The sequence below is a fragment of the Bradyrhizobium sp. NDS-1 genome, from assembly GCF_032918005.1.
GTDB lineage: Bacteria > Pseudomonadota > Alphaproteobacteria > Rhizobiales > Xanthobacteraceae > Bradyrhizobium > Bradyrhizobium tunisiense.
The window spans coordinates 1425038-1445778 of the sequence record NZ_CP136628.1 but is presented as its reverse complement, the minus strand read 5'-3'; the positions used below and the strand labels follow the sequence as shown (position 1 = coordinate 1445778).

The following is a 20741-nucleotide window of genomic DNA, read 5'->3' as shown; positions in this document are numbered from 1 at the left end:
TCGGCAAGGCTCGCCCCATGACGGATGCGCTGCTGACCGGCGCCAATGCGTCGACCGAGGTGCCGCTCAAGCGCCGATTGAGGCGCGCTGAGCGAACGCGCCAGGTCAAGGCATTGGCGCTGGTAGCGCCGCTTCTAGTGTTCCTGCTCTTCACCTTCGCCGGGCCCATCGCCGGCATGCTGTGGCGCTCGGTCGACGACCGCGAGGTGCGCCAGGTTCTGCCTCAAACTATCGCGGCTCTCGCCGGTTGGGACGGCAAGGACCTGCCGGACGAAACGGCGTACGCAGCGCTGGCAAGCGACATCCAGGCGGCTCGCGCCTCCGGCACCATTGCGATTGCGGCCAAGCGGCTGAACTACGCGCTGAACGGTTTTCGCACGATCCTGACCAGCACCGCACGCAATCTGAAGGCGATGCCCGAGCCCGGCACGGCCAGGGAGACGCTGGGCAAGATCAATCCGGCCTGGCGCGAACGCGCGACGTGGACGACGATCAAGGACGCCGGCGGCCCCGTTACGGGCTTCTACCTTCTGGCGGCGCTCGACCTGACACGGAACGTGGACGGCGCGGTCGTCGCCGCACCACCCGACCAGGCGATCTACCGCAGCCTGTTCGCCCGCACCTTCCTCATCAGCCTCAGCGTCACCGTCCTCTGCCTGATCCTCGGCTTCCCGGTCGCCTACCTGCTGGCGACGCTGCCGCCGGGGCGGTCGAACCTCCTGATGATCTTCGTGCTGCTGCCGTTCTGGACCTCGCTTCTGGTCCGTACCTGCGCGTGGATCGTGCTGTTGCAGAGCAAGGGCGTCGTGAACGACAGCCTGCACTGGCTTGGCGTCATCGACGAGCCGCTGCGCCTGATCTACAACCGCTTCGGCGTCTGCGTGGCGATGACCCACGTTCTCCTGCCCTTCATGATCCTGCCGCTGTACAGCAGCATGAAGGCGATCTCGCCCGCTTACATGCGGGCCGCCGCCTCGCTCGGTGCGGCGCCCGTCACGGCCTTTCTGCGGATCTACCTGCCGCAAACGCTGCCCGGCGTCAGTGCGGGAAGCCTGCTCGTCTTCATCCTGGCGCTCGGCTACTACATCACACCGGCTCTCGTCGGCGGCGCCGCCGATCAGATGATCAGCTACTTCATCGCGCTGTACACGACCGAGACCGCCAACTGGGGCCTCGCTTCGGCGTTGGGCGCGGTGCTGCTGCTGGCCACCCTTTTGCTGGCACTCGTCTATGGCAAGCTGGTGCAGGGCCAGCAGGTCACCGGAGGCATGAAGAATTGAGCGACAATTCCTCCTTGCGCACGACCAGCCAGCGCATCGCGTGGACCGGGACCATTGTTGTCTCCACGCTGGTGTTCATCTTCCTGATCGCGCCGATCCTGGCGATCATGCCGCTGTCCTTCAGTTCGGGCTCCTACCTCACCTATCCGCTGCCCGGCCTGTCCTTGCGCTGGTACGACGACTTCATCACGTCGCCGCGCTGGATGAATGCGCTGAAAAACAGCCTGATCATCGGCGTCGCCTCGACGGCGCTGTCCATGGTGCTCGGCACGCTGGCCGCGCTGGGGCTGGCGCAGTGGAAGAGCCGTTTCAAGCCGCTCGTGCTGGCTTTCGTGCTGTCGCCGGTGGTGGTGCCCGGTGTCATCACCGCGGTCGGCCTGTATTTCTTCTTCGCGCCGATTGGCCTCACCGGCAGTTATCTCGGCCTGATCCTGGCCCACACCGCGCTGGCGACGCCCTTCGTGGTGATCACGGTCGGCGCGACGCTGCAAAGCTTCGACACCAATCTGGCGCGCGCCGCCGCCTCGCTCGGCGCCTCGCCGCTGTATGCGTTCCGCCGCGTGATCCTGCCGCTGATCCTGCCCGGCCTCGCATCGGGTGCGCTGTTCGCCTTCGCGACCAGCTTCGACGAGGTGGTCATCGTGCTGTTCATGGCAGGCCCCGAGCAGCGCACCCTGCCGCGCGAGATGTTCAGCGGCATCCGCGAGAACATCAGCCCGACCATCACGGCAGCGGCGGTGATCCTGACGACGGTCTCGATCATCCTCCTCGCCACCATGGAAGGCCTGCGCCGACGCAACGAACGGCTCAAGGGTGGCGGCGGCTGAACGGCTTCCTTCTCCCTCTCGCCGCCTGCGGGGAGAGGTCAGAAAACGACACGACAGCGCGCCCGGTGAAAACCGGGCGCGCTTCGTTCAGGTGGTTAGGCGAGCCGCATTACTCCGAGTACTTGAACTCCGGCATGTTCTTCAGCTCGTCCTTGCTCGCATTGAACACGGCGTGGTCCGGGTACCATTTCGACGTGGTCGACGTCGCAGTCGCAGCAGGCCTGTCGGTACCGGTCGCAGCGCCCGTCGTCGTGCTCGCGGCGGGCTTGGCGCCCGGGTTCGTGCCGGCACCGGTATAGGCCACGGCCTCGTTGACGAACTTCAGCTTCTCATACGGCACCGCGACGAGATGCTCGCCCATGCCGAGGAAGCCGCCGACGCCGATCACTGCGATCTTGATGTCGCCGTTCTTGTCCATCAGCAGATCATTGATCGTGCCGATGTTCTCGTTGGCTTCGTTGTAGACCTTGAGGCCGTCCATCTTGGACGTACGCCACTGCCCGCTCGCAGTAGTGGTGGCGGTGGTGGACGTGGAGGTCGTGGCCGCAGGCGCCGCCTTGTCGGTGGTGGCGGTCGGCGCTTGCGCGAACGCAACGGTGGTGAGCAGTGCTGTGCCGGCAAGGCCGGCGACGATCGACTTCATCATGTTGTCCTCTCCTTCATCGAAAACTCGTGGGGAGAAAACCGCGCTGATGAAGCGCAGTTCCGTGCGCGCCGCAATTTCGTCGCGTAACGCGCGAGCACGCGAGGCATGTTCCTGCGTTACCCAGGAACATTTTGCGGCGCACGGCTTTGCGGCGATAGCGCAAGTGTGACGCGGTTCTTCTTCGCGACAGAACCGCACGCATTTGCGCGGCGATCATGCCCTATGAAGCACCTCAGGCCGCGAGCGGCGGGTGCTCGACGGCCACCTCGTCGAAGATCGCCACCGCCTCGAAGCGATAGTTGCAGGCGTGGCAGGTCCAGAGGTAGGACACGCGGCCTTCGCCCGGCTCGATCCAGTCGGGCTGCGCAATCGGCGTGCCGCATTGGGCGCAGGGGTTTTGCCTGGGGATGTCGCTGAGGATTGCTTTTGTCATGGCACCTCTCCCGATTTGCAGCATCTTCCTACTCGCTTTCGCCGGCACGCGCGAATAGACAGGCGTGCTGCCGCGAGTGGGGTCGTCGGCCCCGAAGCTTCCGCTTGGAGGCCTCTTGCGCCGGCTTTGGGTCGTAATGGCGGCTCGGCACCGCAAAATCGGACGATGGCGGCGTTTGGTCACATCATCGCCGCGTTCCGGGGGCCTAACGGCAACCGGTGCAGGTCACTTCCAACGACCTCTGGGATATCTGATGAAAATTTTACGCATTGCCGCACTGCTCGCGGCCGGACTGACATTGCCGCAGGCCGCATTTGCCGGCCAGGCCGAGTATGCCGAGATGGTCGCGGCCCATGCCCGCGCCAACGGCGTGCCGGAAGCGCTGGTGCACCGCGTGATCATGCGCGAGAGCCGCTATCAGCCCCATCTCGTCGGCCGCGGCGGCACCATCGGGATGATGCAGATCAAGCTCGCGACCGCCCGCGGGGTCGGCTACACCGGCGATGCAGCCGGCCTGCGCGATCCCAACACCAACCTCACCTATGCCGTGAAATACCTCGCCGGCGCCTACCGCGCCGCCAATGGCGACCACGCCCGGGCCGTGCGTTATTTCGCAGGCGGCTATTACTACGCAGCCAAGCGGCAGCGGCAGGAGACGCTGCAGCAGGCCAGCTTCGAGACGAACGCGCAGGCTTGGCTGGAGCCCAACGGCAACCCGCAGCCGATGTTCGGCGCACCGCCGCAGCGCAAGCTGGCGCAACGCGTCCGCAATGCGCGGGCGCAGGTTCCCCACTAACCGACGTCATTCCGGGGCGGTCCGCAGGACCGAACCCGGAATCTCGAGATTCCGGGGCTGGCGCTTTCGCACCATCCCGGAATGACTGCCCTGTGGCAGACGCGTTGACACGGCCTGTCACTGTCCTACATTAGAGCCGTTCCGAGGGGTGCTCCGAGGAGGAGCTGAGATACCGCTAAATGGGCAATGCCGATCGACCGGCTTGCCAGGACCGCGGTGACCCTTTGAACCTGATCCGGGTCATGCCGGCGAAGGGACAGGGATGTTGCAGACGACCAAGCGGCCGGATTCACCGGTATCCATCATCGGCGCAGGCATTGCGGGCGCCTGGCAGGCCCTGCTGTTCGCACAGGCCGGCCATGCCGTGACCTTGCACGAGCGCGGTGACGAGGCGATGACGGACGCCACCAGCCATTGGGCCGGCGGCATGCTCGCGCCCTATTGCGAGGCCGAGGTCGCCGAACCCATCATCAGCCGCCTGGGGCTGCGCTCGCTGGACATCTGGCGGCGCGAGCTGCCGGACACGCCGTTCAACGGCTCGCTCGTGGTCGCCCATCCGCGCGAACGCAGCGATTTCGAGCGTTTCGCCCGCATGACCGAGGATCACCGCCGGCTCGACGCAGCCAGCCTCGCCGAGCTCGAACCGTCGCTGGAGGGCCGCTTCCGCGACGCGCTGTTCTTCCCGGCCGAGGGCCATGTCGAGCCGCGCCGCGTGCTGCCGCAGCTTCACGAGCGCATCCGCGCCGCCGGCGGCACCATCAAATTCTGCAGCGACGTTTCAGCCACCGATCTCGCACAGGATTCCGAGGGCATCGTGATCGACTGCCGCGGCCTCGGCGCGCGCGACGAACAGCCGGAGCTTCGCGGCGTCAAGGGCGAGATGATCCTGATCGAGACCAGTGAGGTGCAGCTTGCACGCCCGGTGCGGCTGATGCATCCGCGCTGGCCGCTCTACGTGATCCCGCGCGAGGACAATCTGTTCATGCTGGGCGCGACCTCGATCGAGGCCGAGGACACCGGCGTCAGCGTCCGCTCCGCGCTGGAGCTGCTCGGCGCGGCTTACACCGTGCACCCCGCGTTCGGCGAGGCCCGCATCGTCGAATTCGGCTCCGGGCTTCGTCCTGCTTTTCCCGACAATTTGCCGCGCATCGGCATCCGCGGCCGCAGGATCACCGTCAACGGTCTCTACCGCCACGGCTTCCTGATCGCGCCCGCGCTCGCCGAGCTGACGCTCGCCTATGTCGAGCGCGGCCAGATCGACAACGAGGTGATGCAATGCGCGTGATCGTCAACGGCGAGGCGCGGGAGATCAGCGCGGCCAGCGTCGACGCGCTGCTCGCCGAGCTCGACTACGAGGGCACCCATTTCGCCATCGCGCTGAACTACGACGTCGTGCCGAAAAGCCGCTGGGCCGAGACGGCACTGAAGGCCGGCGACGAGATCGAGATCATCACGCCGCGGCAGGGAGGGTGAGCGGGATGCTTTCACCAAACACTCCGCTGTCATCGCCCGGCTTGACCGGGCGATCCAGTACGCCGCGGCTTCACGTTTCCAGCCGGACGGCCCCGGCGTACTGGATCCCCGCCTTCGCGGGGATGACAGCTTCGTTTTGGCTGACACCATTCTTCAAGGAGACACCTTCCACATGGTGACCTTCTACGGCAAGACCTTCGCCTCCCGCCTCCTGATCGGCAGCGCGCTCTATCCTTCGCCTGCGATCATGCAGTCCGCGATCCGCGCCTCGGGCGCCAACATCGTCACGGTGTCGCTGCGGCGCGAATCCGCCGGCGGCAAGACCGGCGATGCGTTCTGGAATCTGATCCGCGAGCTCGACGTCACCGTGCTGCCGAACACCGCCGGCTGCCGCACGGTGCGCGAAGCCGTGACCACCGCAAAGCTCGCCCGCGAATTGTTCGGCACGACCTGGATCAAGCTCGAAGTCATCGCCGACAACGACACGCTGCAGCCCGACGTGGTCGGCCTGGTCGAAGCCGCCACCATCCTGGTCAAGGACGGTTTTGAAGTATTCCCCTATTGCACCGAGGATCTCTCGGTCGCGAACCGCCTGGTCGATGCCGGCTGCAAGGTGGTGATGCCGTGGGCGGCCCCCATCGGCAGCGCGAAAGGCATCACCAATCGCGATGCGCTGAAGCTACTGCGCGATCGGCTGCCCGACATCACGCTGGTGGTCGACGCCGGCCTCGGTGCGCCCTCGCACGCCGCGCAGGCGCTCGAGCTCGGCTATGACGCCGTGCTGCTCAACACCGCGATCGCCAAGGCCGCAGATCCCGTCGCAATGGCCAACGCCTTCCGCCTCGGTATCGAGGCCGGCCGCACCGCTTATGAAGCCGGGCTGATGAACGCCCGCGACTTCGCCTCCCCCTCCACCCCTGTCGTTGGGACCCCGTTCTGGCATGCCGTATCCTGATCGCTTCTATCCCGTCGTCGACAGCCTTGCGTGGGTCGAGCGCCTGACCAAGCTCGGCGTCGGCACCATTCAGCTGCGCGCCAAGGAGCTCGACGACGGGCAGGCCTTGCAGATGGTCACCGATGCGCTGGCGATCACCGAAGGTACCCAAGCCAAGCTGGTCGTGAACGACTATTGGCGCGCCGCGATCGTCGCCGGCGCCAAATATCTGCATCTCGGCCAGGAGGATCTTGCCGATGCCGACCTCAAGGCGATCCGCGAGGCCGGCCTGTCCCTCGGCATCTCCACCCATGACGATGCCGAGCTTGAGACCGCGCTGGCCGCGAAGCCCGATTACGTCGCGCTCGGCCCGATCTTCTTCACCACGCTGAAGTCGATGCGCTTCGAGCCGCAGGGTATTCCGAAGATCACCGAATGGAAGAAGCGCATCGGATCGATCCCGCTGGTCGCGATCGGCGGCATCAAGTTCGAGCACGCCGCGGAGATTTTTGCGGCTGGGGCGGATTCGATCGCGGTGGTCTCCGATGTCACGCAAAACCCCGACCCCGATGCGCGGGTTCGGCAATGGCTCAGCCTGGAGGAGGAGGCGTGATGCACTCGGTGCTCTCACCCCATCCTCCAATGTCATCGCCCGGCTTGACCGGGCGATCCAGTACGCCGCGGCTTCTCCGTAGCTCACTACGGTCTCTGGAATACTGGATCCCCGCTTTCGCGGGGATGACAGCGAGCCTACCCACCGGCGTCATTCCGGGGCACGCGAAGCGTGAACCCGGAATCTCGCTCAATAACCTCGAGGTTCCGGATCGGACCGCAATGCGGTCCGTCCGGAACGACGCCCTGTAAAGGAGGATCCCCATGAACATCCGCTCCAATCCCGAAAAAACCGTCCCCGCCGTCACCACCGGCCCGCTTCCCTCCTCGCGAAAGATCTTCGCATCCCCGGACGCCGCGCCCGAACTGCGCGTGCCCCTGCGCGAGATCATTCTCTCCGAAGGCGCCGGCGAGCCCAACCTGCCGGTCTATGACACCTCCGGCCCCTACACCGATCCCTCCGTCACCATCGACGTCAATGCCGGCCTTCCCCGGAGCCGCAAGCAATGGGTGCTGGAGCGCGGCGGCGTCGAGGAGTATGAGGGCCGCCAGATCAAGCCGGAGGACAATGGCGGCGTCTCTGCCGACAAGGCCGCGCGCGCGTTCAGCGCCTATCACAAGCCGCTGCGCGGCCTCGACGGCCACAAGATCACGCAGCTCGAATTCGCCCGCGCCGGCATCATCACCAAGGAGATGATCTACGTCGCCGCCCGCGAGAACCTTGGCCGCAAGCAGCAGCTCGAGCGCGCCGAAGCAGCCCTCGCCGATGGTGAGAGCTTTGGCGCCGCTGTGCCCGCCTTCATCACGCCGGAATTCGTCCGCGACGAGATCGCGCGCGGCCGCGCCATCATCCCCTCCAACATCAACCATTCCGAACTCGAGCCGATGATCATCGGCCGCAACTTCCTGACCAAGATCAACGCCAATATCGGCAACTCGGCGGTGACCTCGTCGGTCGAGGAAGAGGTCGAGAAGATGGTGTGGGCGATCCGCTGGGGCGCCGACACCGTGATGGACCTCTCGACGGGCCGCAACATCCACACCACGCGCGAATGGATTTTGCGCAACTCGCCGGTGCCGATCGGCACCGTTCCCATTTATCAGGCGCTGGAGAAGTGCAACGGCGATCCCGTGCAGCTGACCTGGGAGCTCTACAAGGACACGCTGATCGAGCAGTGCGAGCAGGGCGTCGACTATTTCACCATCCACGCCGGCGTGCGCCTGCAATACATCCACCTCACCGCCAGCCGCGTCACCGGCATCGTCTCGCGCGGCGGCTCGATCATGGCGAAGTGGTGCCTGGCGCATCACAAGGAGAGCTTCCTCTATACGCATTTCGACGAGATCTGCGACCTCATGCGCAAGTATGACGTCTCGTTCTCGCTCGGCGACGGCTTGCGCCCCGGTTCGATCGCCGACGCCAACGACCGCGCGCAATTCGCGGAGCTCGAAACCCTCGGCGAGCTGACGAAGATCGCGTGGGACAAGGGCTGCCAGGTCATGATCGAGGGCCCCGGCCACGTGCCGATGCACAAGATCAAGATCAACATGGACAAGCAGCTCAAGGAATGCGGCGAGGCGCCGTTCTACACGCTTGGACCGCTGACCACCGACATCGCGCCGGGCTATGACCACATCACCTCAGGGATTGGTGCGGCTTTGATCGGCTGGTTCGGTTGCGCCATGCTCTGCTACGTCACGCCGAAGGAGCATCTCGGCCTGCCCGACCGCAACGACGTCAAGACCGGCGTTATCACCTACAAGATCGCCGCCCATGCCAGCGATCTCGCCAAGGGCCACCCCGCCGCGCAACTGCGCGACGACGCCCTCTCCCGCGCCCGGTTCGACTTCCGCTGGACCGACCAGTTCAACCTCGGCCTCGACCCCGAGACCGCCAAGAACTTCCACGACGAGACCCTGCCGAAGGAAGCCCACAAGGTCGCCCATTTCTGCTCGATGTGCGGCCCGAAATTCTGCTCGATGAAGATCACGCAGGACGTGCGGGATTATGCGGCAACGCTGAATGATCCGAACAGCGTGGGCATGTCGATGCAGGGCACTGCCGAAGACGGCATGGCCAAGATGAGCGCGAAGTTCAAGGAGATGGGCAGCAGCGTCTATCTGGATGCGGAGAAGGTGAAGGAGAGTAATCGGGTGTTGTGATGGGGCTTCTCCAGGGTGTCCGGACCAATTCCGGACACCCACCATTCGAAACGCGCGGCATCATCTCATCAAAGATTCAGATACTCGGCGTCACTTAGTATCGTGTATTTTTTCGGACTTAGCAGAATCACAATCTGTGACCTGCACAATGGCAGAACCACCTCGAATTGCTTGATCGCTATTGGAATGCTGAAGTCGCTCCCATCATCAACCGCATTGTGGACCGGCCACCAATCTTCGAACGCATTATGTGCCGGATCGCAACCAAGCGCCGGAGCCACTAAGCGCTGAACCCCTGTATTCTTCTTCTTTTTGATCAACGCTCCGTTCTGATCCATTGCCGGGCTACCGTTACTCATCAAATAAATTCCAGCATCTCCCACAAGCCAAAGCGCTCGTTTCGGACCTTTCCTTCCATACCAAGGGAGAGAAGTTGGAGCATTTCTGGCGTGATCAACGAGACGCCACACGGTTGCAACATCAAACTTTAGAACAACGCTTCCATCCGGTGCTCGAAGCTTTTTTGCGGCAACAGTACTTTCCAAGCAGGCGACCAAAAAGCAGCATATCGCTCCGGAGAGATTTACCGCCAGCTCAGCATGATGGAGTGGCACCTCTCGGTTCAAGTTCGCCTTCCCGTGCGCATCTCCCAGTTTGTTGCGCATCTCGCCTACGCGGGTAACAATCGTCTGGCTTGCCCCAAAAACTGACTTAAACAAGGTGTCGGTATGCTGAGTTGGAGCGATTCCGAGATTCGATGCCACGAGGTAATATAGCTTCGGCAAATCCCATGTATCGTCATATTGAATCTCAAGCTCATCTAGCGCAGTCTTGCACATAGTTTCGAGCATCGCGCGAGCTGCTGTTACTGCACCATCGCGATCATCCTCCAATCGACCAATTGCTTTTTGCCAATCGGAGTAGATGGCGTCATATCGCGAATGGGCAAGCCGCTGGTTTATCAATCTCGATAGTGGCGCCCTAGAATCTGGAATAGGCTGATCGGTCAATAGCTTCTCCCGGCTGGTCTAAACCAAGGACGTGAGATCAAGGGCCCTTGTCCGCTCTGACATGACGGCCAAACCAGTCTAGCGATCGCCGGCAGTGCTGCTTGTCCCCATAGATGCTATGATAGCTCGCCCTGATTGAAAGGGTGGATAGCGCTTCACGAACGCTACGATGAGCTTCCAGGTACTCGGGGTCTTCTGTGTCACCCGAAATCGAAATAAGATCTATTTCCTTACCAGATACGAATGCTCGTCCCGAGATGTCCTTGACAAAGGTCGTCCAGAGCAGCCCTCGCGGCATCAAGTCTATCAAAGCCGCCCCAACCTTCTCATCGTTCCTAAAGACGACAATCTCGTCCATAATCATTGGTCCCGCGCCATCGTTGCGCAATCGAACAAAGATGCTATCTTCATAGTCTCCCATGCTGATGCTTCCTATAGGCATGAGAGTCTTTCGATAGTGAACTCGTTGCCACCTCATGTTCATGATCGCGAGGAGAATGGATATCGTTGATGCGACTATCGCCAAGATAGCCGTGATCCCCGTTACCGTATCCTTGTTCTCGCCAATCCACTTGATAAAGTCACCCATGACCTTAACCCCCTTGGCTTACACACTCCTTTAACGAGTATTTAGTCTTACACGCAACCCCTTTACGGCGTAGGCGATGAGCGCTGACCACGTCGACGATTGTGCACTTGAGACCACCCTCCACCGCCTCCGCGACCAGCTCCGTCCCAATCTCCGCCTCGTCTTCGTCGGCACCGCCGCCTCGACGCGCTCGGCCGAGCTTGGGCACTACTACGCCCATCCCGGCAACCGCTTCTGGCGCGCGATCCATGAGGCCGGCATCACGCGGCGGCGCTATCAGCCGAGCGAGTTCGCAGGCCTGATCGAGCTCGGGATCGGCTTCACCGATCTCTCCAAGACGGGCGCGGGGATGGATCACCAGATCGCGGCGAAGACTATCGACGTGCCGGGCTTCAAGGCGAAGATGGAAAAGTATCGGCCGCGGACGATCGCGTTCACGAGCAAGAAGGCGGCTAGCTTGTTTTACGGCAGACCGTCGGCTGCGATCGCGCTGGGGCGGCAGCCGCGCGATGCGAGCTTGCCGGAGATATTCGTGCTGCCTTCGCCGTCGGGTGCGGCGTCCGGGAGCTGGACGTTGGAGCCGTGGCGAGAGCTTGCGGCATGGATCAATTCATAGGGGCAGCCGACAATAGCGCCTCGTACTCCGCCGTCGTCCCGGCGAAGGCCGGGACCCATAACCCCAGGGAGTAGTTTGGCGAAGACTCGTCGTTCGGTACTGCGACCGTCCGCAATAGAGAGATCACGCGGTATGGGTCCCGGCCTTCGCCGGGACGACACCGAGGGTGGCGCAACCGGGTACAACCCAGTCGAAGCGCGGACGTTGTCGGAATCCCGACCGCCCCTTCGTCTTCTGCACACAGCATGTCCCCCGGAGCCCCTCATGCCCACCATCACCGCCTTTGAATCCTCGCCCGATCGCGGCCGCGGGCAGGCGCGCGACATGCGGGTGCGCTGGGCGCTGGAAGAGGTCGGGCAGCCCTATGACGTCCGGCTCGTCTCGTTCGCCGCGATGAAGGCGCCCGCGCATCGCACGCTGCATCCGTTCGGGCAGATCCCGACCTATGAGGACGGCGATCTCGTGCTGTTCGAATCCGGCGCGATCGTGCTGCATATCGCCGAACGCCATGATGGCTTGCTGCCCAAGAACGTCAATGCGCGCGCCCGCGCGATCGCGTGGATGTTCGCCGCGCTGAGCACGGTCGAGCCGCCGATCGTCGAGCTCACGATGGCCATGCTGCTCGAGCGCGACAAGAGCTGGCACGCGGAGCGGCTGCCCATGCTGCAGGATCGCGTCCGCACCATGCTCGGCGAATTGTCCGCTCGCATCAGTGGTGCCGACTGGCTCGACGGCGCGTTCAGTGCCGGCGATCTCATGATGGTGACGGTGCTGCGCCGGCTTAATACGTCCGGCGTGCTCGATGAGCATCCCGCCATCGCCGCCTATGTCGCCCGCGGCGAGGCACGGCCGGCCTTCAAGCGTGCCTTCGAGGCGCAGCTTTCGGTGTTCAACGCCGCATCGCGTTCGCAGGCGGAGTAGCCGCTCAGCTCAGCGACGCCAGCTCGCGCGCGAGGTTGGCACGCGCCTGGCGGTCGAAGGTCGCGGCGAAGTCCGGATCGGGAAAGATGACCTCGCGTGCCGCGAAATGGCGGAGCACGCGGGCACGGCCGACGCGATAGTCGTTCTCGCCGACATGGATGAATTCGCGGCGGATCGCGGCGGCATAGGCGTCGTAGCGCGCGGGGGCGGCGCCGAGAATGCTGAGGTCGATCGAGATCAGGATCGCCCCGAGGCGGTCGCCGGCGGCAACGTCGTGCGTCCTGGTCAGGCGGATCAGGCGGCCGACCTCCTGACGAAGCTCGGCGCGGACGTGCTGCTCGGCGAGCTCCGCGCTGCGCTCCTCATTGTCCGACCGGGTCGGGTCGTAGACGACATCGTGCCACCAGATCGCCTCCGACAGCGTCTCGCGCTCGGCGGCCGAGAGACCCTCGACGCGCGCGAGCGCGGCGAGGCAATCCTCGATATGCGAGAGATTGTGATAGTGGCGGCCGGGCGCCGCATAGGCGGCGGCCAGTTCGTCGCGGGTCATGGGCGAGGCCTCATTCCTCGAACAATTTTTCGAACAGCGGCTTCGCGCGCTCGAGGCCTTCGGGCGTGAACTGATGCGGACTACGGACGAGGCGAAAGCGCCCTACCGCATCGTGATCGCAAGCCCGCTGAGATCGGCGTTCGCCATCAGGCCGACCTGCCTGCCCGACAGTTCCAGCACCGCGCCCTTCTGGTTGGTCAGCACGATGGCGCGGGCGCCGGAGCCGACGGCGATGCCGGCACCGGCGGCGCCGTAGACGCCGGCGACGTCGGAGGGACGGTTGATGTTGGAGACGCGGCCGCGCAGCACGGTCTTCGAGCCGCCGAAGACGAGGCCGTAGTCGAGCCCGCCGGTGGACAGCCCGTAGGAGCGGCCGCGGAAGTTGAGGACGCCCGAGCCGCCGGAACCGCCGATGATCCAGCCCGCCTTGTAGATCGTCAGCGTCACCGTGCCGCCGTCGGCCACCGCCGAAGTCGAGAGCCCGGCCAGGGCGGCAATGGCAACCAGCGCGGCGCGGAAGGTGGATGCGAGCTTCATGAGTGTCTCCGGGGGCTGTTTTTCTTTGGGGGAAGGATTCGAATCAGACGAAGGGAATGTACTTGATGGATCAGGGCGGCAACATGATGGATGAGGCGTGGGGCGCGCTCGTCGCCAGGCATTCAACTGTCATCGCCCGGCTTGACCGGGCGATCCAGTACTCCGCGACAGCAGTGATCGAACCGAGAGGCTGCAGCGTACTGGATGCCCCGGTCAAGGCCGGGGCATGACAGTCGAGCTCTTAGCGGGAGCCCAGGCAACCGCATCATCCCATCCTGCCCGTGTTTTGCCCGGCGAAGCAAACGATCATTTTCGCCCTTCCCGAACCTCAAAAACCCCAACGATTTCCACCTCATCCCTACTGTGCATGGGGTTGTTTTCGCATTTTTTGGTTTGAGCCGCCTCCGCCTGCCGCTACGTTTGCCGCGTCCGCGACCGTTTTCGAGGTGACCCCATGCCGATCCAGCATTTCGCGCCCCCGCCACACGTCAAGGCGCCGCCGCTGTCCTTTGCGACGCGCGTCGGCGATCTCCTGTTCGTCTCCGGCATTCCCGGCTTCGATGCGAACGGCGCGCTGCCGGATGGTTTCGAGGCGCAGTTCGCCAATGTCGTCGTCAACATCCGCCGCGTGCTGGGCGAGGCCGGAGCCACCACGGCCGACCTCGCCAAGGTCAACGTGCTTCTGACCCGCGCCACGGACGTTGCCGCCATGAACGCGCTCTATGCCGGCGCCTTCGGCCCGCCGCCCTACCCCGCGCGCACCACGTGCGTGGTGCAGGCCCTGCCCGATCCGAAGATGCTGATCGAGATCGAGGCAGTGGCCTCGCTGTCGAAGTGAGCCTGCCTGTGACTTGTCGGGCACGCGGCCAAACCAAATGTGCGGGCGCGACTGACATATCCGTGAAACACCGCTCCCCGGCTTGCAAAGAAGCTGCTTTTACCGCACGAATTTTCAGGTCCTACTTCCCCACAAGGAGATATTTCATGCGTCGCGTTCTCGCCCTCTGTGCCGTTGCCGGCATCGCCACCTCCGTCTTTGCCGTGCCGGCCTCGGCCAAGGTCGGCTATTACGTGATCCGCTGGGATAACACCGGCATCTGCCAAATCTGGAACGAGGACCTTCAGCACAAGCCGTTCCAGTTCGGCGTGTCGACCTACAAGGTCGTCAGCAAGTCCTTCCCGACGTTCCAGCAAGCCTCCGACCTCCAGATCAAGTTGCGCGGCGAGCGCCGCTGCACGCTCTGAGCTCGAGCGACGGATCGAATTTGAAGGGCGGGTCGCGCGAGCGATCCGCCCTTTCCTTTTGCCGCGGCCCGGCGTTTTCCGGCCGAAATCACGCATTTTCCCGCCCGCGCGCATTGAACCTGACGGGCAGGCTGAACTACTCACATCTTGTCCGGGGCGCATTCTCAGAGCGTCCGGCACCAGCCCTCCCCGCATTGCCGGGAGGCGCATCACATCATTCATTTTGAGGAGCTGATCATGCGTCGTATTTCCGTGCTGTGCGCTGCCGCAGGCCTTGCCGTCACTGCATTCGTCGCCGCGAGCCCCGCCGAGGCCGGGTATCACCTGGTCCGCTGGCAGGACAGCGGCTTCTGCCAGATCTGGGACGAGAGCATCCCGACCACGCCGTGGCCCGCCGGTTATCAGCGCGCCAGCGCCTCGGTGCCGACATTCATCGACGCGCTCGCGATGAAGGATACCGCGCTCAAGACCGGCAAGTGCACCTGGTAGGATTTCGATCGGCGGACGAAAGGCCGGGCAAGGGCGCCAGCGTCCTTGCCCGGTTTTTTTGTGCTCCGCGTGAACGAACGTTGACGTGCTCTCACACGTCCTTGTGCGCGCCGGGATGGATCAGGACGTCGCGCGCGGCGGCGAGGTCGATGAAGGCTTGCGCGCTGCCGCCGTGGTCGGGATGCAGGCCCTTGGCGGCGCGGCGATAGGCCTGGTTGATGTCCTCGCAGGTGAGCTGCACCGCGAGCGGCAGGCCGAGCATCTTGCGCGCGCGATCTTCGGTGGACAGCTTCTTCGGCATGGCGTTGCGGCGGCCGAAGCGCGGCGCGGTCAGATCGTGGACGACCTCGAGCACCACGCCGAGGCGGCGCTGGGCCGCCAGCGTGACGCCGTGATCGTCATTGCCCGCGGCCTGGCGCAGCACCGGAAGCGCCTGCTCGGCGGCCTGGCGCAGCATGGTGTCCGTGCTCGTCCGTGCGATCTCGGCCACGAGCCGGCCCGCCTCGGCGAAGTCGGCAGATTGCGCCGACCGAAGGCGTTCAAGGGCCAGTTTCCAGGAGTCGAGCCGGGCGTCGAGCCGTTCCATCATGCGCGCAACGTTTAGCAATCGAGATCAGTATGCCAAGGCCGCCGTTTCCGACCCCTTAATTTCGAGTTAGCGTTTCGTGAAACTTCGAAAAGAAATCGGGAGGAATATGTCATGGCACTGCTCGCAAACCACATCGCCGTCGTCACCGGCGCCGGTTCCGGCATCGGCCGCGCGATCGCCGCCGGCTATGCGCGCGAGGGCGCGCAGGTCGTGCTGCTCGACGTCAATTCCGACACCGTCGCGGAGGCCGCCCAGGAGATCCGAAAATCGGGCGGCAAGGCCGAGAGCTTCGCGCTCGATGTGACCAGGCGTGACGACTGCTTCGCGCTCGCAAGGCAAGTCGCGGACAAGGTCGGGCAGGTCTCGATCCTCGTCAACAATGCCGGCATCACCCGCCGCAACGCCTTCACCGCAGAGACGGAGACGGTGGCAAAGGACTGGAACGACATCATCTCGCTCAACCTCAACGGCGTCTTCAACATGACGCAGGCCTTCCTCGCACCCTTGCGCGCGAGCAAGGGCCGCATCGTCAATATCGGCTCGATCCAGTCCTTCGTGCACCTGCGTACGCCGAGCTCGGCGGCTTATACGACCTCGAAGCACGGCGTGCTCGGCTTCACCAAGGCACTCGCGGTCGAACTCGGCAAGGAAGGCGTGCGCGTCAACGCGATCGGGCCCGGCTTCATCGAGACCAACATCAACGCCAATGTGCGCGCGACCAATCCGGCGCTGGTGCAGGCCTTCGTCGACCACACCCCGCTGGCGCGCACGGGCAAGCCCGAGGACATCGTCGGCCCTGCACTCTTCCTGGCCTCGGATCTGTCGGCCTATGTCACGGGAACCATCGTGATGGTGGATGGCGGCTATCGAACGGTGTGAGAACGTCACTCAGTCCTCCGCCAATCGCGGCGGCTTCGCGGCATTCCTGGGGTCATCTGGTGCGTTCGTGCGCGGTTAACCTTTCATTAACCAAACCCGACCACCGTGGATCTACGGCTTGGGGGTCGTTTGTTCTCGATCCGCTTCCAACGATGGTAGCGGGCGTTGATCGGGGAGTGTGTTGATGACCACTGTTCATGTCGCTGCGTCCGAGCCGGGCGCACAATTTCTTGCTCCTAACCAGATCGTTCCGTTGCTGATCGGTGCGACCGTCGACGAGGTCGAGCGCGAGCTCGTGCTCCAGACCCTGGCGCGCTGCGACGGCAACCGCACCCGCGCCTCGCGCGTGCTCGGGTTGTCGGTCCGCACGCTGCGCAACAAGATCAGGATCTATGCCGCCTCCGGCATCGACGTGCCCGCCTATCAGGATTAGGGCGCGCGGTTGCGGGCCGATTGATGTTGACTGATCCCCTGCGAAACACGGGCGGAATTGCTGCTGTCGTCAAACGCCGCTAAGTAGCTTGCGTCCGTTAAAGGGAGCAGCGGCGTGGCAGACGATCAGGGACGACGGCAGGGACCTCAGGGACCGCGCGGGCGGCAGGGCGAGCCGGGACGGCCGGGGCCGCAGGGTCATCCCGGCCGACGCGGGCCGGACGGCGCGCGCGGCAAGCCTGGTCCGCAGGGCAAGCCGGGGCCGATCGGAAAGGCGGGGCCGCAAGGTAAGCCCGGTCCGCAAGGCAAGCAGGGCGAGGCGGGTCCGCGCGGGGCAATTGGCGCGCAGGGGCCTGCCGGACCGCAGGGGCCGGCGGGTCCGCAAGGCCCGCGCGGCGAGGCCGGGCCGCCCGGTCAGTTGCCATCGATAGAACAGGTGCTGCCGTGGCTCGAGCAACTGTTCGACGCCTGGGACGAGCGTCGCCGCCAACGCGAGCGCGAAGCCGCCGAACGCGAAGCGCTGGAGGCCGCCGTGCAGGAAACTGACGAGCTTATAGTCGACGACGAGAGCGATGCCGGCGAAGGCGATGATCACAAGAAAAAGAAGAAAAAGAAGAAGCACGGCAAGGATCAGTGACCGCTCTCCTGCCCCCGGACGCAGCGCGGCATGCCATGCTGCGCTGCTGAGCCGGGGCCCATGTCTCCGAGACCTGCGGGACACGCCAGATCAAGATGTGCCGGAAGCATCGTCCTTGCGCGGCAGCATGCCCATGCGCTCGAACTGCCAGCGCATGGCGCGATACCAGAGATAGCCGACCGCCGCGCCGCACAGAGCGAGGATGATCACGTTTGCGCTCGAGAACGAGCCGCTCCACCACATCATCCACGCCGTCCACAGCAACGTGAAGATGATGGCACCAGCTTTCAGCGGAAGAAGGGGGCGGCTCATGACTCTGCTCCGGGCTGTCAAAACCCCGGCGAACATCATCACGCAGCAAGCGGCTTTCTTCCGTGAGCCAGATCACGGAATGGCTTTCGACGATCGCTAGCCGAACCGCAGCCGTGAGCGTTCCCTGGCCCTTTCCGCCTCGACCTCGCGGTCGCGCGTCGGCGCATGGGTGTGCAGCGACGTCAGGAGTTTCCGCGCGGCCTCCGAGACCTCCGCCACCGCACGGTCGAACGCCGCCTCGTTGGCCTGCGACGGCTTGTTGAAGCCGGACAGTTTTCGCACGAACTGGAGCGCGCTGGCGTGGATCTCATCCTCCGTCGCCGGCGGATCGAAGTTGAACAGCGTCTTGATGTTGCGGCACATGCAGTCTCTCCGGATGTTTCCCTCAAAGACGATCGGCGGCAGCGAAATCCTACATCCTTCCCACACTTCTGTTGAGTTCCGCGGCGTCGCGCCCCGATATCGCAACGCATCATATGCCACGCCTTCACGCCGCATATTATTTGAGCATGCAATGCGCTGACAGCTCGGGCTTAATCGCCTCGACGATGGAATCGACGCGAGCAAGAACTCGCGCGAATGGGACGGCGCGACGAGGAGGATCGCATGCACAGGCTCGCACTGTGCGTTTGGCTGACCGCGATGACGGCGCTGACGAGCGCCGCATTCGCGTTCGACAACGGGCAATATGATCACGTCCCGCCCGACATCCGGGCCTGGTTCAAGAGCGTCATCGCGCCGAACGGCGTGCCCTGTTGCGACATCTCCGACGGCCATCGCACCGATTACGACGTGCGGAGCGGCGCCTATTGGGTGCCGATCGAGGGACAATGGATGGAGGTGCCCGAACGCGCCATCATCCGCGGCCAGGGCAATCCGGTCGGCCAGGCCGTGGTCTGGTACGTTCACCACCGCGGCGCCATCATCATCAGCTGCTTCGTGCCGGCGGATGCAGTCTAGCATGATGGATTTCGTTGGCTGAGGCGGCCCGATCGGGTAGCTTGTCGCAAAGCTGATGCGGAGGCATGCCGTTGACCGATCTTTGCGCCGAAGACCTCGCCACCATCTATGCCAAGCCGAGCCCGCGCGTGATCGCGAAAGCGCGTCCCGCGATCGATGCGCATGCCAGGAAATTCATCGAGATGTCGCCGTTCTGCGTGCTCGCGACGTCGGGCGCAGACGGCAGCGTCGATGCCTCGCCACGCGGCGGCGGCATCGGCTTCGTCCACGTCGCAGGTCCCAACCAGCTATTGATGCCTGACCGATCCGGCAACAACCGGATCGACAGTTTTCGCAATGTCGTCGAAGGCTCGGGCTTCGTGCATCTGCTGTTCTTCGTGCCCGGGATCGACGAGACGCTGCGCGTCGGCGGAAGCGGCACGCTGTCGGCCGATCCGGATCTGCTCGCCTCCATGGTGGAATTCGGCAAGCCGCCGCGCGCGGTGCTGAACATCGCGGTCAGCGAAGTCTATTTCCACTGCGGCAAGGCACTGATGCGCTCGAAGCTGTGGTCGCCGGAGAAGGTGCAGCGCTCGGTGATGCCGAGCATCATCGAGGTCATTCACGACCAGACCGGCTTGGGCGAACGGCAGAGCCAGGAGGTCGTTGAGGAGCTCTACAAGTCGCAGCTGTAGCTGGCGCGGCAATCACCGTGTCGTCCCGGACAAGCGCGCCTTAGCGTGCGCCGATCCGGGATCCATAACCACAGGGAGTGGTTTGGCGAAGGCTCGCAGTGAAGAACCTATCCGCCGGTACGAACACCGACACTTGCAGATAGATCACGTGGGATGGGTCCCCGCTTGCGCAGGGACGACACCGGGTGCGTGGCTAAGGCCGGAGCTTAATGCCCCTCGCCCTCGAGCCCGCCGACGTGCTTCTGGGTGTAGAGTTCGAGGCCGATGCGGCCGATCAAATCGAGTTGGGTTTCGAGGAAGTCGATGTGGTGCTCCTCGTCGCTCATCAGCTTCTCGAACAGGTCTCGCGTGACGTAGTCCTTGGCGCCGTGGCAGTAGGTCGCCGCTTCCTGGTAGAGCGCGCGCGCGCTCATCTCGGCGGCGAGATCGCACTCGATGATCTCCTTGACGTTCTGGCCGATACGCAGGGGATCGAGCACCTGCATATTCGGGAAGCCGTCGAAGAACAGGATGCGCGCGGTGAGCTTGTCGGCATGCTCCATCTCCTCGATGGACTCCTTGCGCCAGACCTTGGCCATGTCGAGGAGACCCCAATTGTCGAGGAAGCGGTAGTGCAGCCAGTACTGGTTGATCGCAGTCAGTTCGTGACGCAGTGCCTTGTTGAGATAGTCGATGACTTTTGCGTCGCCCTGCATGGTCCACTCCAGCTCTTGCAGTCCAAATCGGCCCAAAACCGAATTTAGAATACTTCTAAATCAGTTTGCGGGCGAGGGCAACCAGCCACGGAGATGCAGCCGGGGAAAAGCTCAGCCGATCGGATGAAGATTTCAGCAAGCCGCGAGGGCGAACTGGCGGGTCTCGGCCGCCTCGTCATTCGCGGCCACGGTGTGGCTGTGCGGGCAGCCTGAGCAGCAGGACTGGGCGCAGGGGCCAAGCGCTTCGTCGATGATGGTCTTGATCGTCCGGGCACATCGGCCACATTCGGCGCTACAGCCGAGGCATCCATAGACCTGCTTGGCATGGCGCACGGCGTCGTCGGACTCGGCGACGGCGGCGCGGATGTCGTCATCGCTCAGCACGTTACAGGAACAAACGATCATGGAAGCGGCAGGCCCTTCGGTGATGCGTCACCATCGA

The 20741-nt window shown here is 64.1% G+C and carries 30 protein-coding genes and 1 riboswitch; of the genes, 19 read left to right on the top strand and 11 right to left on the bottom strand.

Annotated elements, in window-relative coordinates; translation table 11 throughout:
• The first annotated feature begins 17 nt into the window (after window positions 1–17).
• Both RX330_RS06890 and RX330_RS06885 read left to right on the top strand, forming a co-directional pair.
• Window positions 18–1280, top strand: coding sequence for an ABC transporter permease (locus RX330_RS06890; RefSeq protein WP_317242498.1), 1263 nt, complete (start codon window positions 18–20; stop codon window positions 1278–1280).
• Window positions 1277–2107 carry an ABC transporter permease gene (locus tag RX330_RS06885; RefSeq protein ID WP_212080567.1) on the top strand — a complete coding sequence of 277 codons (831 nt, stop codon included), beginning with the start codon at window positions 1277–1279 and terminating at the stop codon, window positions 2105–2107. The genes RX330_RS06890 and RX330_RS06885 overlap by 4 nt, the downstream gene beginning before the upstream one ends.
• A gap of 109 nt (window positions 2108–2216) precedes the next feature.
• Here RX330_RS06885 and RX330_RS06880 read toward each other — a convergent pair whose 3' ends face one another.
• Window positions 2217–2753 carry a PRC-barrel domain-containing protein gene (locus RX330_RS06880; protein WP_212080566.1) on the bottom strand — a complete coding sequence of 179 codons (537 nt, stop codon included), beginning with the start codon at window positions 2751–2753 and terminating at the stop codon, window positions 2217–2219.
• 232 nt (window positions 2754–2985) lie between these two features.
• Window positions 2986–3186, bottom strand: coding sequence for a hypothetical protein (locus RX330_RS06875; protein WP_212080565.1), 201 nt, complete (start codon window positions 3184–3186; stop codon window positions 2986–2988).
• Window positions 3187–3439: 253 nt separating this feature from the next.
• Here RX330_RS06875 and RX330_RS06870 point away from each other — a divergent pair, with 253 nt between their 5' ends.
• From RX330_RS06870 to thiC, 6 genes are all read left to right on the top strand, one after another.
• Window positions 3440–3982, top strand: coding sequence for a lytic transglycosylase domain-containing protein (locus RX330_RS06870; protein ID WP_317242497.1), 543 nt, complete (start codon window positions 3440–3442; stop codon window positions 3980–3982).
• Between the two features lie 134 nt (window positions 3983–4116).
• Window positions 4117–4257: riboswitch (TPP riboswitch) on the top strand.
• Window positions 4245–5267, top strand: a complete 1023-nt coding sequence (locus tag RX330_RS06865; RefSeq protein WP_317242496.1) for an FAD-dependent oxidoreductase — start codon at window positions 4245–4247, stop codon at window positions 5265–5267. Its footprint overlaps the riboswitch before it by 13 nt.
• Window positions 5258–5455: a sulfur carrier protein ThiS gene (gene thiS / locus RX330_RS06860; RefSeq protein ID WP_317242495.1), complete on the top strand. Its 198-nt coding sequence runs from the start codon at window positions 5258–5260 to the stop codon at window positions 5453–5455. Before RX330_RS06865 ends, thiS begins: the two co-directional genes overlap by 10 nt.
• A gap of 172 nt (window positions 5456–5627) precedes the next feature.
• Window positions 5628–6410 carry a thiazole synthase gene (locus RX330_RS06855; protein WP_317242494.1) on the top strand — a complete coding sequence of 261 codons (783 nt, stop codon included), beginning with the start codon at window positions 5628–5630 and terminating at the stop codon, window positions 6408–6410.
• Entirely contained in the window at window positions 6397–7002 is a 606-nt protein-coding gene (locus RX330_RS06850; RefSeq protein ID WP_317242493.1) for a thiamine phosphate synthase, read from the top strand. Before RX330_RS06855 ends, RX330_RS06850 begins: the two co-directional genes overlap by 14 nt.
• A gap of 263 nt (window positions 7003–7265) precedes the next feature.
• Window positions 7266–9164, top strand: a complete 1899-nt coding sequence (thiC, locus tag RX330_RS06845) for a phosphomethylpyrimidine synthase ThiC (RefSeq protein ID WP_317242492.1) — start codon at window positions 7266–7268, stop codon at window positions 9162–9164.
• A 68-nt stretch (window positions 9165–9232) separates the two neighbouring features.
• Here the strand turns inward: thiC and RX330_RS06840 are convergent, their stop codons facing one another.
• Both RX330_RS06840 and RX330_RS06835 read right to left on the bottom strand, forming a co-directional pair.
• The gene (locus RX330_RS06840; RefSeq protein ID WP_317242491.1) at window positions 9233–10174 is read right to left on the bottom strand and encodes an abortive infection family protein; all 942 of its coding nucleotides are present in this window, start codon (window positions 10172–10174) and stop codon (window positions 9233–9235) included.
• 37 nt (window positions 10175–10211) lie between these two features.
• Window positions 10212–10763: a hypothetical protein gene (locus RX330_RS06835; RefSeq protein ID WP_317242490.1), complete on the bottom strand. Its 552-nt coding sequence runs from the start codon at window positions 10761–10763 to the stop codon at window positions 10212–10214.
• Between the two features lie 76 nt (window positions 10764–10839).
• Here RX330_RS06835 and RX330_RS06830 point away from each other — a divergent pair, with 76 nt between their 5' ends.
• Window positions 10840–11379, top strand: a complete 540-nt coding sequence (locus tag RX330_RS06830) for a mismatch-specific DNA-glycosylase (RefSeq protein ID WP_317242489.1) — start codon at window positions 10840–10842, stop codon at window positions 11377–11379.
• Window positions 11380–11643: 264 nt separating this feature from the next.
• Window positions 11644–12300, top strand: a complete 657-nt coding sequence (locus tag RX330_RS06825; RefSeq protein WP_317242488.1) for a glutathione S-transferase family protein — start codon at window positions 11644–11646, stop codon at window positions 12298–12300.
• 4 nt (window positions 12301–12304) lie between these two features.
• On the opposite strand, the gene RX330_RS06820 is transcribed toward RX330_RS06825, so the two are convergent.
• Together RX330_RS06820 and RX330_RS06815 are read right to left on the bottom strand one after the other, a co-directional pair.
• A complete protein-coding gene (locus RX330_RS06820; RefSeq protein ID WP_317242487.1) occupies window positions 12305–12850 on the bottom strand; it encodes a phosphohydrolase in 546 nt (181 codons plus the stop codon).
• A 102-nt stretch (window positions 12851–12952) separates the two neighbouring features.
• Window positions 12953–13387, bottom strand: coding sequence for a hypothetical protein (locus RX330_RS06815; protein ID WP_212080554.1), 435 nt, complete (start codon window positions 13385–13387; stop codon window positions 12953–12955).
• Window positions 13388–13452: 65 nt separating this feature from the next.
• Between RX330_RS06815 and RX330_RS06810 the strand changes: the two genes are divergently transcribed.
• From RX330_RS06810 to RX330_RS06795, 4 genes are all read left to right on the top strand, one after another.
• A complete protein-coding gene (locus RX330_RS06810) occupies window positions 13453–13617 on the top strand; it encodes a hypothetical protein (RefSeq protein ID WP_317242486.1) in 165 nt (54 codons plus the stop codon).
• Window positions 13618–13841: 224 nt separating this feature from the next.
• On the top strand, window positions 13842–14225 hold the full coding sequence (locus RX330_RS06805) for a RidA family protein (RefSeq protein WP_317242485.1): 384 nt from the start codon (window positions 13842–13844) through the stop codon (window positions 14223–14225).
• A 146-nt stretch (window positions 14226–14371) separates the two neighbouring features.
• Window positions 14372–14632: a hypothetical protein gene (locus RX330_RS06800; protein ID WP_212080552.1), complete on the top strand. Its 261-nt coding sequence runs from the start codon at window positions 14372–14374 to the stop codon at window positions 14630–14632.
• Between the two features lie 237 nt (window positions 14633–14869).
• The gene (locus RX330_RS06795) at window positions 14870–15121 is read left to right on the top strand and encodes a hypothetical protein (protein ID WP_212080551.1); all 252 of its coding nucleotides are present in this window, start codon (window positions 14870–14872) and stop codon (window positions 15119–15121) included.
• A gap of 91 nt (window positions 15122–15212) precedes the next feature.
• On the opposite strand, the gene RX330_RS06790 is transcribed toward RX330_RS06795, so the two are convergent.
• Complete coding sequence (locus tag RX330_RS06790) at window positions 15213–15710, bottom strand: J domain-containing protein (RefSeq protein ID WP_317242484.1); 498 nt, start codon at window positions 15708–15710, stop codon at window positions 15213–15215.
• A gap of 111 nt (window positions 15711–15821) precedes the next feature.
• Between RX330_RS06790 and RX330_RS06785 the strand changes: the two genes are divergently transcribed.
• From RX330_RS06785 to RX330_RS06775, 3 genes are all read left to right on the top strand, one after another.
• Window positions 15822–16589, top strand: a complete 768-nt coding sequence (locus tag RX330_RS06785) for an SDR family NAD(P)-dependent oxidoreductase (protein ID WP_317242483.1) — start codon at window positions 15822–15824, stop codon at window positions 16587–16589.
• 184 nt (window positions 16590–16773) lie between these two features.
• Window positions 16774–17022 carry a helix-turn-helix domain-containing protein gene (locus tag RX330_RS06780; RefSeq protein WP_063201937.1) on the top strand — a complete coding sequence of 83 codons (249 nt, stop codon included), beginning with the start codon at window positions 16774–16776 and terminating at the stop codon, window positions 17020–17022.
• Between the two features lie 114 nt (window positions 17023–17136).
• Complete coding sequence (locus RX330_RS06775) at window positions 17137–17658, top strand: collagen-like protein (RefSeq protein ID WP_317242482.1); 522 nt, start codon at window positions 17137–17139, stop codon at window positions 17656–17658.
• 90 nt (window positions 17659–17748) lie between these two features.
• Here the strand turns inward: RX330_RS06775 and RX330_RS06770 are convergent, their stop codons facing one another.
• Together RX330_RS06770 and RX330_RS06765 are read right to left on the bottom strand one after the other, a co-directional pair.
• Window positions 17749–17970 (bottom strand): hypothetical protein, encoded by a 222-nt coding sequence (locus tag RX330_RS06770; RefSeq protein ID WP_212080547.1) that lies wholly within the window; start codon window positions 17968–17970, stop codon window positions 17749–17751.
• Window positions 17971–18066: 96 nt separating this feature from the next.
• Window positions 18067–18333 (bottom strand): DUF2277 domain-containing protein, encoded by a 267-nt coding sequence (locus RX330_RS06765; protein WP_212080546.1) that lies wholly within the window; start codon window positions 18331–18333, stop codon window positions 18067–18069.
• Window positions 18334–18576: 243 nt separating this feature from the next.
• On the opposite strand from RX330_RS06765, the gene RX330_RS06760 reads away from it, so the two are divergent.
• Together RX330_RS06760 and RX330_RS06755 are read left to right on the top strand one after the other, a co-directional pair.
• On the top strand, window positions 18577–18930 hold the full coding sequence (locus RX330_RS06760; RefSeq protein ID WP_212080545.1) for a hypothetical protein: 354 nt from the start codon (window positions 18577–18579) through the stop codon (window positions 18928–18930).
• A gap of 71 nt (window positions 18931–19001) precedes the next feature.
• Window positions 19002–19604, top strand: a complete 603-nt coding sequence (locus tag RX330_RS06755) for an MSMEG_1061 family FMN-dependent PPOX-type flavoprotein (protein ID WP_317242481.1) — start codon at window positions 19002–19004, stop codon at window positions 19602–19604.
• 206 nt (window positions 19605–19810) lie between these two features.
• Here the strand turns inward: RX330_RS06755 and bfr are convergent, their stop codons facing one another.
• Window positions 19811–20299, bottom strand: a complete 489-nt coding sequence (gene bfr / locus RX330_RS06750) for a bacterioferritin (protein WP_008556076.1) — start codon at window positions 20297–20299, stop codon at window positions 19811–19813.
• Window positions 20300–20431: 132 nt separating this feature from the next.
• Window positions 20432–20704 (bottom strand): bacterioferritin-associated ferredoxin, encoded by a 273-nt coding sequence (locus RX330_RS06745; RefSeq protein ID WP_212080543.1) that lies wholly within the window; start codon window positions 20702–20704, stop codon window positions 20432–20434.
• Window positions 20705–20741 lie beyond the last annotated feature (37 nt).

Coding starts and splice junctions, on each gene's coding strand:
- RX330_RS06780 (WP_063201937.1), top strand. CDS start 16,774: ATGACCACTGTTCATGTCGCTGCGTCCGAGCCGGGCGCACAATTTCTT.
- RX330_RS06850 (WP_317242493.1), top strand. CDS start 6,397: ATGCCGTATCCTGATCGCTTCTATCCCGTCGTCGACAGCCTTGCGTGG.
- RX330_RS06765 (WP_212080546.1), bottom strand. CDS start 18,333: ATGTGCCGCAACATCAAGACGCTGTTCAACTTCGATCCGCCGGCGACG.
- RX330_RS06760 (WP_212080545.1), top strand. CDS start 18,577: ATGCACAGGCTCGCACTGTGCGTTTGGCTGACCGCGATGACGGCGCTG.
- RX330_RS06820 (WP_317242487.1), bottom strand. CDS start 12,850: ATGACCCGCGACGAACTGGCCGCCGCCTATGCGGCGCCCGGCCGCCAC.
- RX330_RS06770 (WP_212080547.1), bottom strand. CDS start 17,970: ATGAGCCGCCCCCTTCTTCCGCTGAAAGCTGGTGCCATCATCTTCACG.
- RX330_RS06815 (WP_212080554.1), bottom strand. CDS start 13,387: ATGAAGCTCGCATCCACCTTCCGCGCCGCGCTGGTTGCCATTGCCGCC.
- bfr (WP_008556076.1), bottom strand. CDS start 20,299: ATGCAGGGCGACGCAAAAGTCATCGACTATCTCAACAAGGCACTGCGT.
- RX330_RS06745 (WP_212080543.1), bottom strand. CDS start 20,704: ATGATCGTTTGTTCCTGTAACGTGCTGAGCGATGACGACATCCGCGCC.
- RX330_RS06835 (WP_317242490.1), bottom strand. CDS start 10,763: ATGGGTGACTTTATCAAGTGGATTGGCGAGAACAAGGATACGGTAACG.
- RX330_RS06890 (WP_317242498.1), top strand. CDS start 18: ATGACGGATGCGCTGCTGACCGGCGCCAATGCGTCGACCGAGGTGCCG.
- RX330_RS06800 (WP_212080552.1), top strand. CDS start 14,372: ATGCGTCGCGTTCTCGCCCTCTGTGCCGTTGCCGGCATCGCCACCTCC.
- thiS (WP_317242495.1), top strand. CDS start 5,258: ATGCGCGTGATCGTCAACGGCGAGGCGCGGGAGATCAGCGCGGCCAGC.
- RX330_RS06880 (WP_212080566.1), bottom strand. CDS start 2,753: ATGATGAAGTCGATCGTCGCCGGCCTTGCCGGCACAGCACTGCTCACC.
- RX330_RS06795 (WP_212080551.1), top strand. CDS start 14,870: ATGCGTCGTATTTCCGTGCTGTGCGCTGCCGCAGGCCTTGCCGTCACT.
- RX330_RS06865 (WP_317242496.1), top strand. CDS start 4,245: ATGTTGCAGACGACCAAGCGGCCGGATTCACCGGTATCCATCATCGGC.
- RX330_RS06805 (WP_317242485.1), top strand. CDS start 13,842: ATGCCGATCCAGCATTTCGCGCCCCCGCCACACGTCAAGGCGCCGCCG.
- RX330_RS06790 (WP_317242484.1), bottom strand. CDS start 15,710: ATGATGGAACGGCTCGACGCCCGGCTCGACTCCTGGAAACTGGCCCTT.
- RX330_RS06825 (WP_317242488.1), top strand. CDS start 11,644: ATGCCCACCATCACCGCCTTTGAATCCTCGCCCGATCGCGGCCGCGGG.
- RX330_RS06875 (WP_212080565.1), bottom strand. CDS start 3,186: ATGACAAAAGCAATCCTCAGCGACATCCCCAGGCAAAACCCCTGCGCC.
- RX330_RS06870 (WP_317242497.1), top strand. CDS start 3,440: ATGAAAATTTTACGCATTGCCGCACTGCTCGCGGCCGGACTGACATTG.
- RX330_RS06855 (WP_317242494.1), top strand. CDS start 5,628: ATGGTGACCTTCTACGGCAAGACCTTCGCCTCCCGCCTCCTGATCGGC.
- RX330_RS06810 (WP_317242486.1), top strand. CDS start 13,453: ATGGATCAGGGCGGCAACATGATGGATGAGGCGTGGGGCGCGCTCGTC.
- RX330_RS06785 (WP_317242483.1), top strand. CDS start 15,822: ATGGCACTGCTCGCAAACCACATCGCCGTCGTCACCGGCGCCGGTTCC.
- thiC (WP_317242492.1), top strand. CDS start 7,266: ATGAACATCCGCTCCAATCCCGAAAAAACCGTCCCCGCCGTCACCACC.
- RX330_RS06830 (WP_317242489.1), top strand. CDS start 10,840: ATGAGCGCTGACCACGTCGACGATTGTGCACTTGAGACCACCCTCCAC.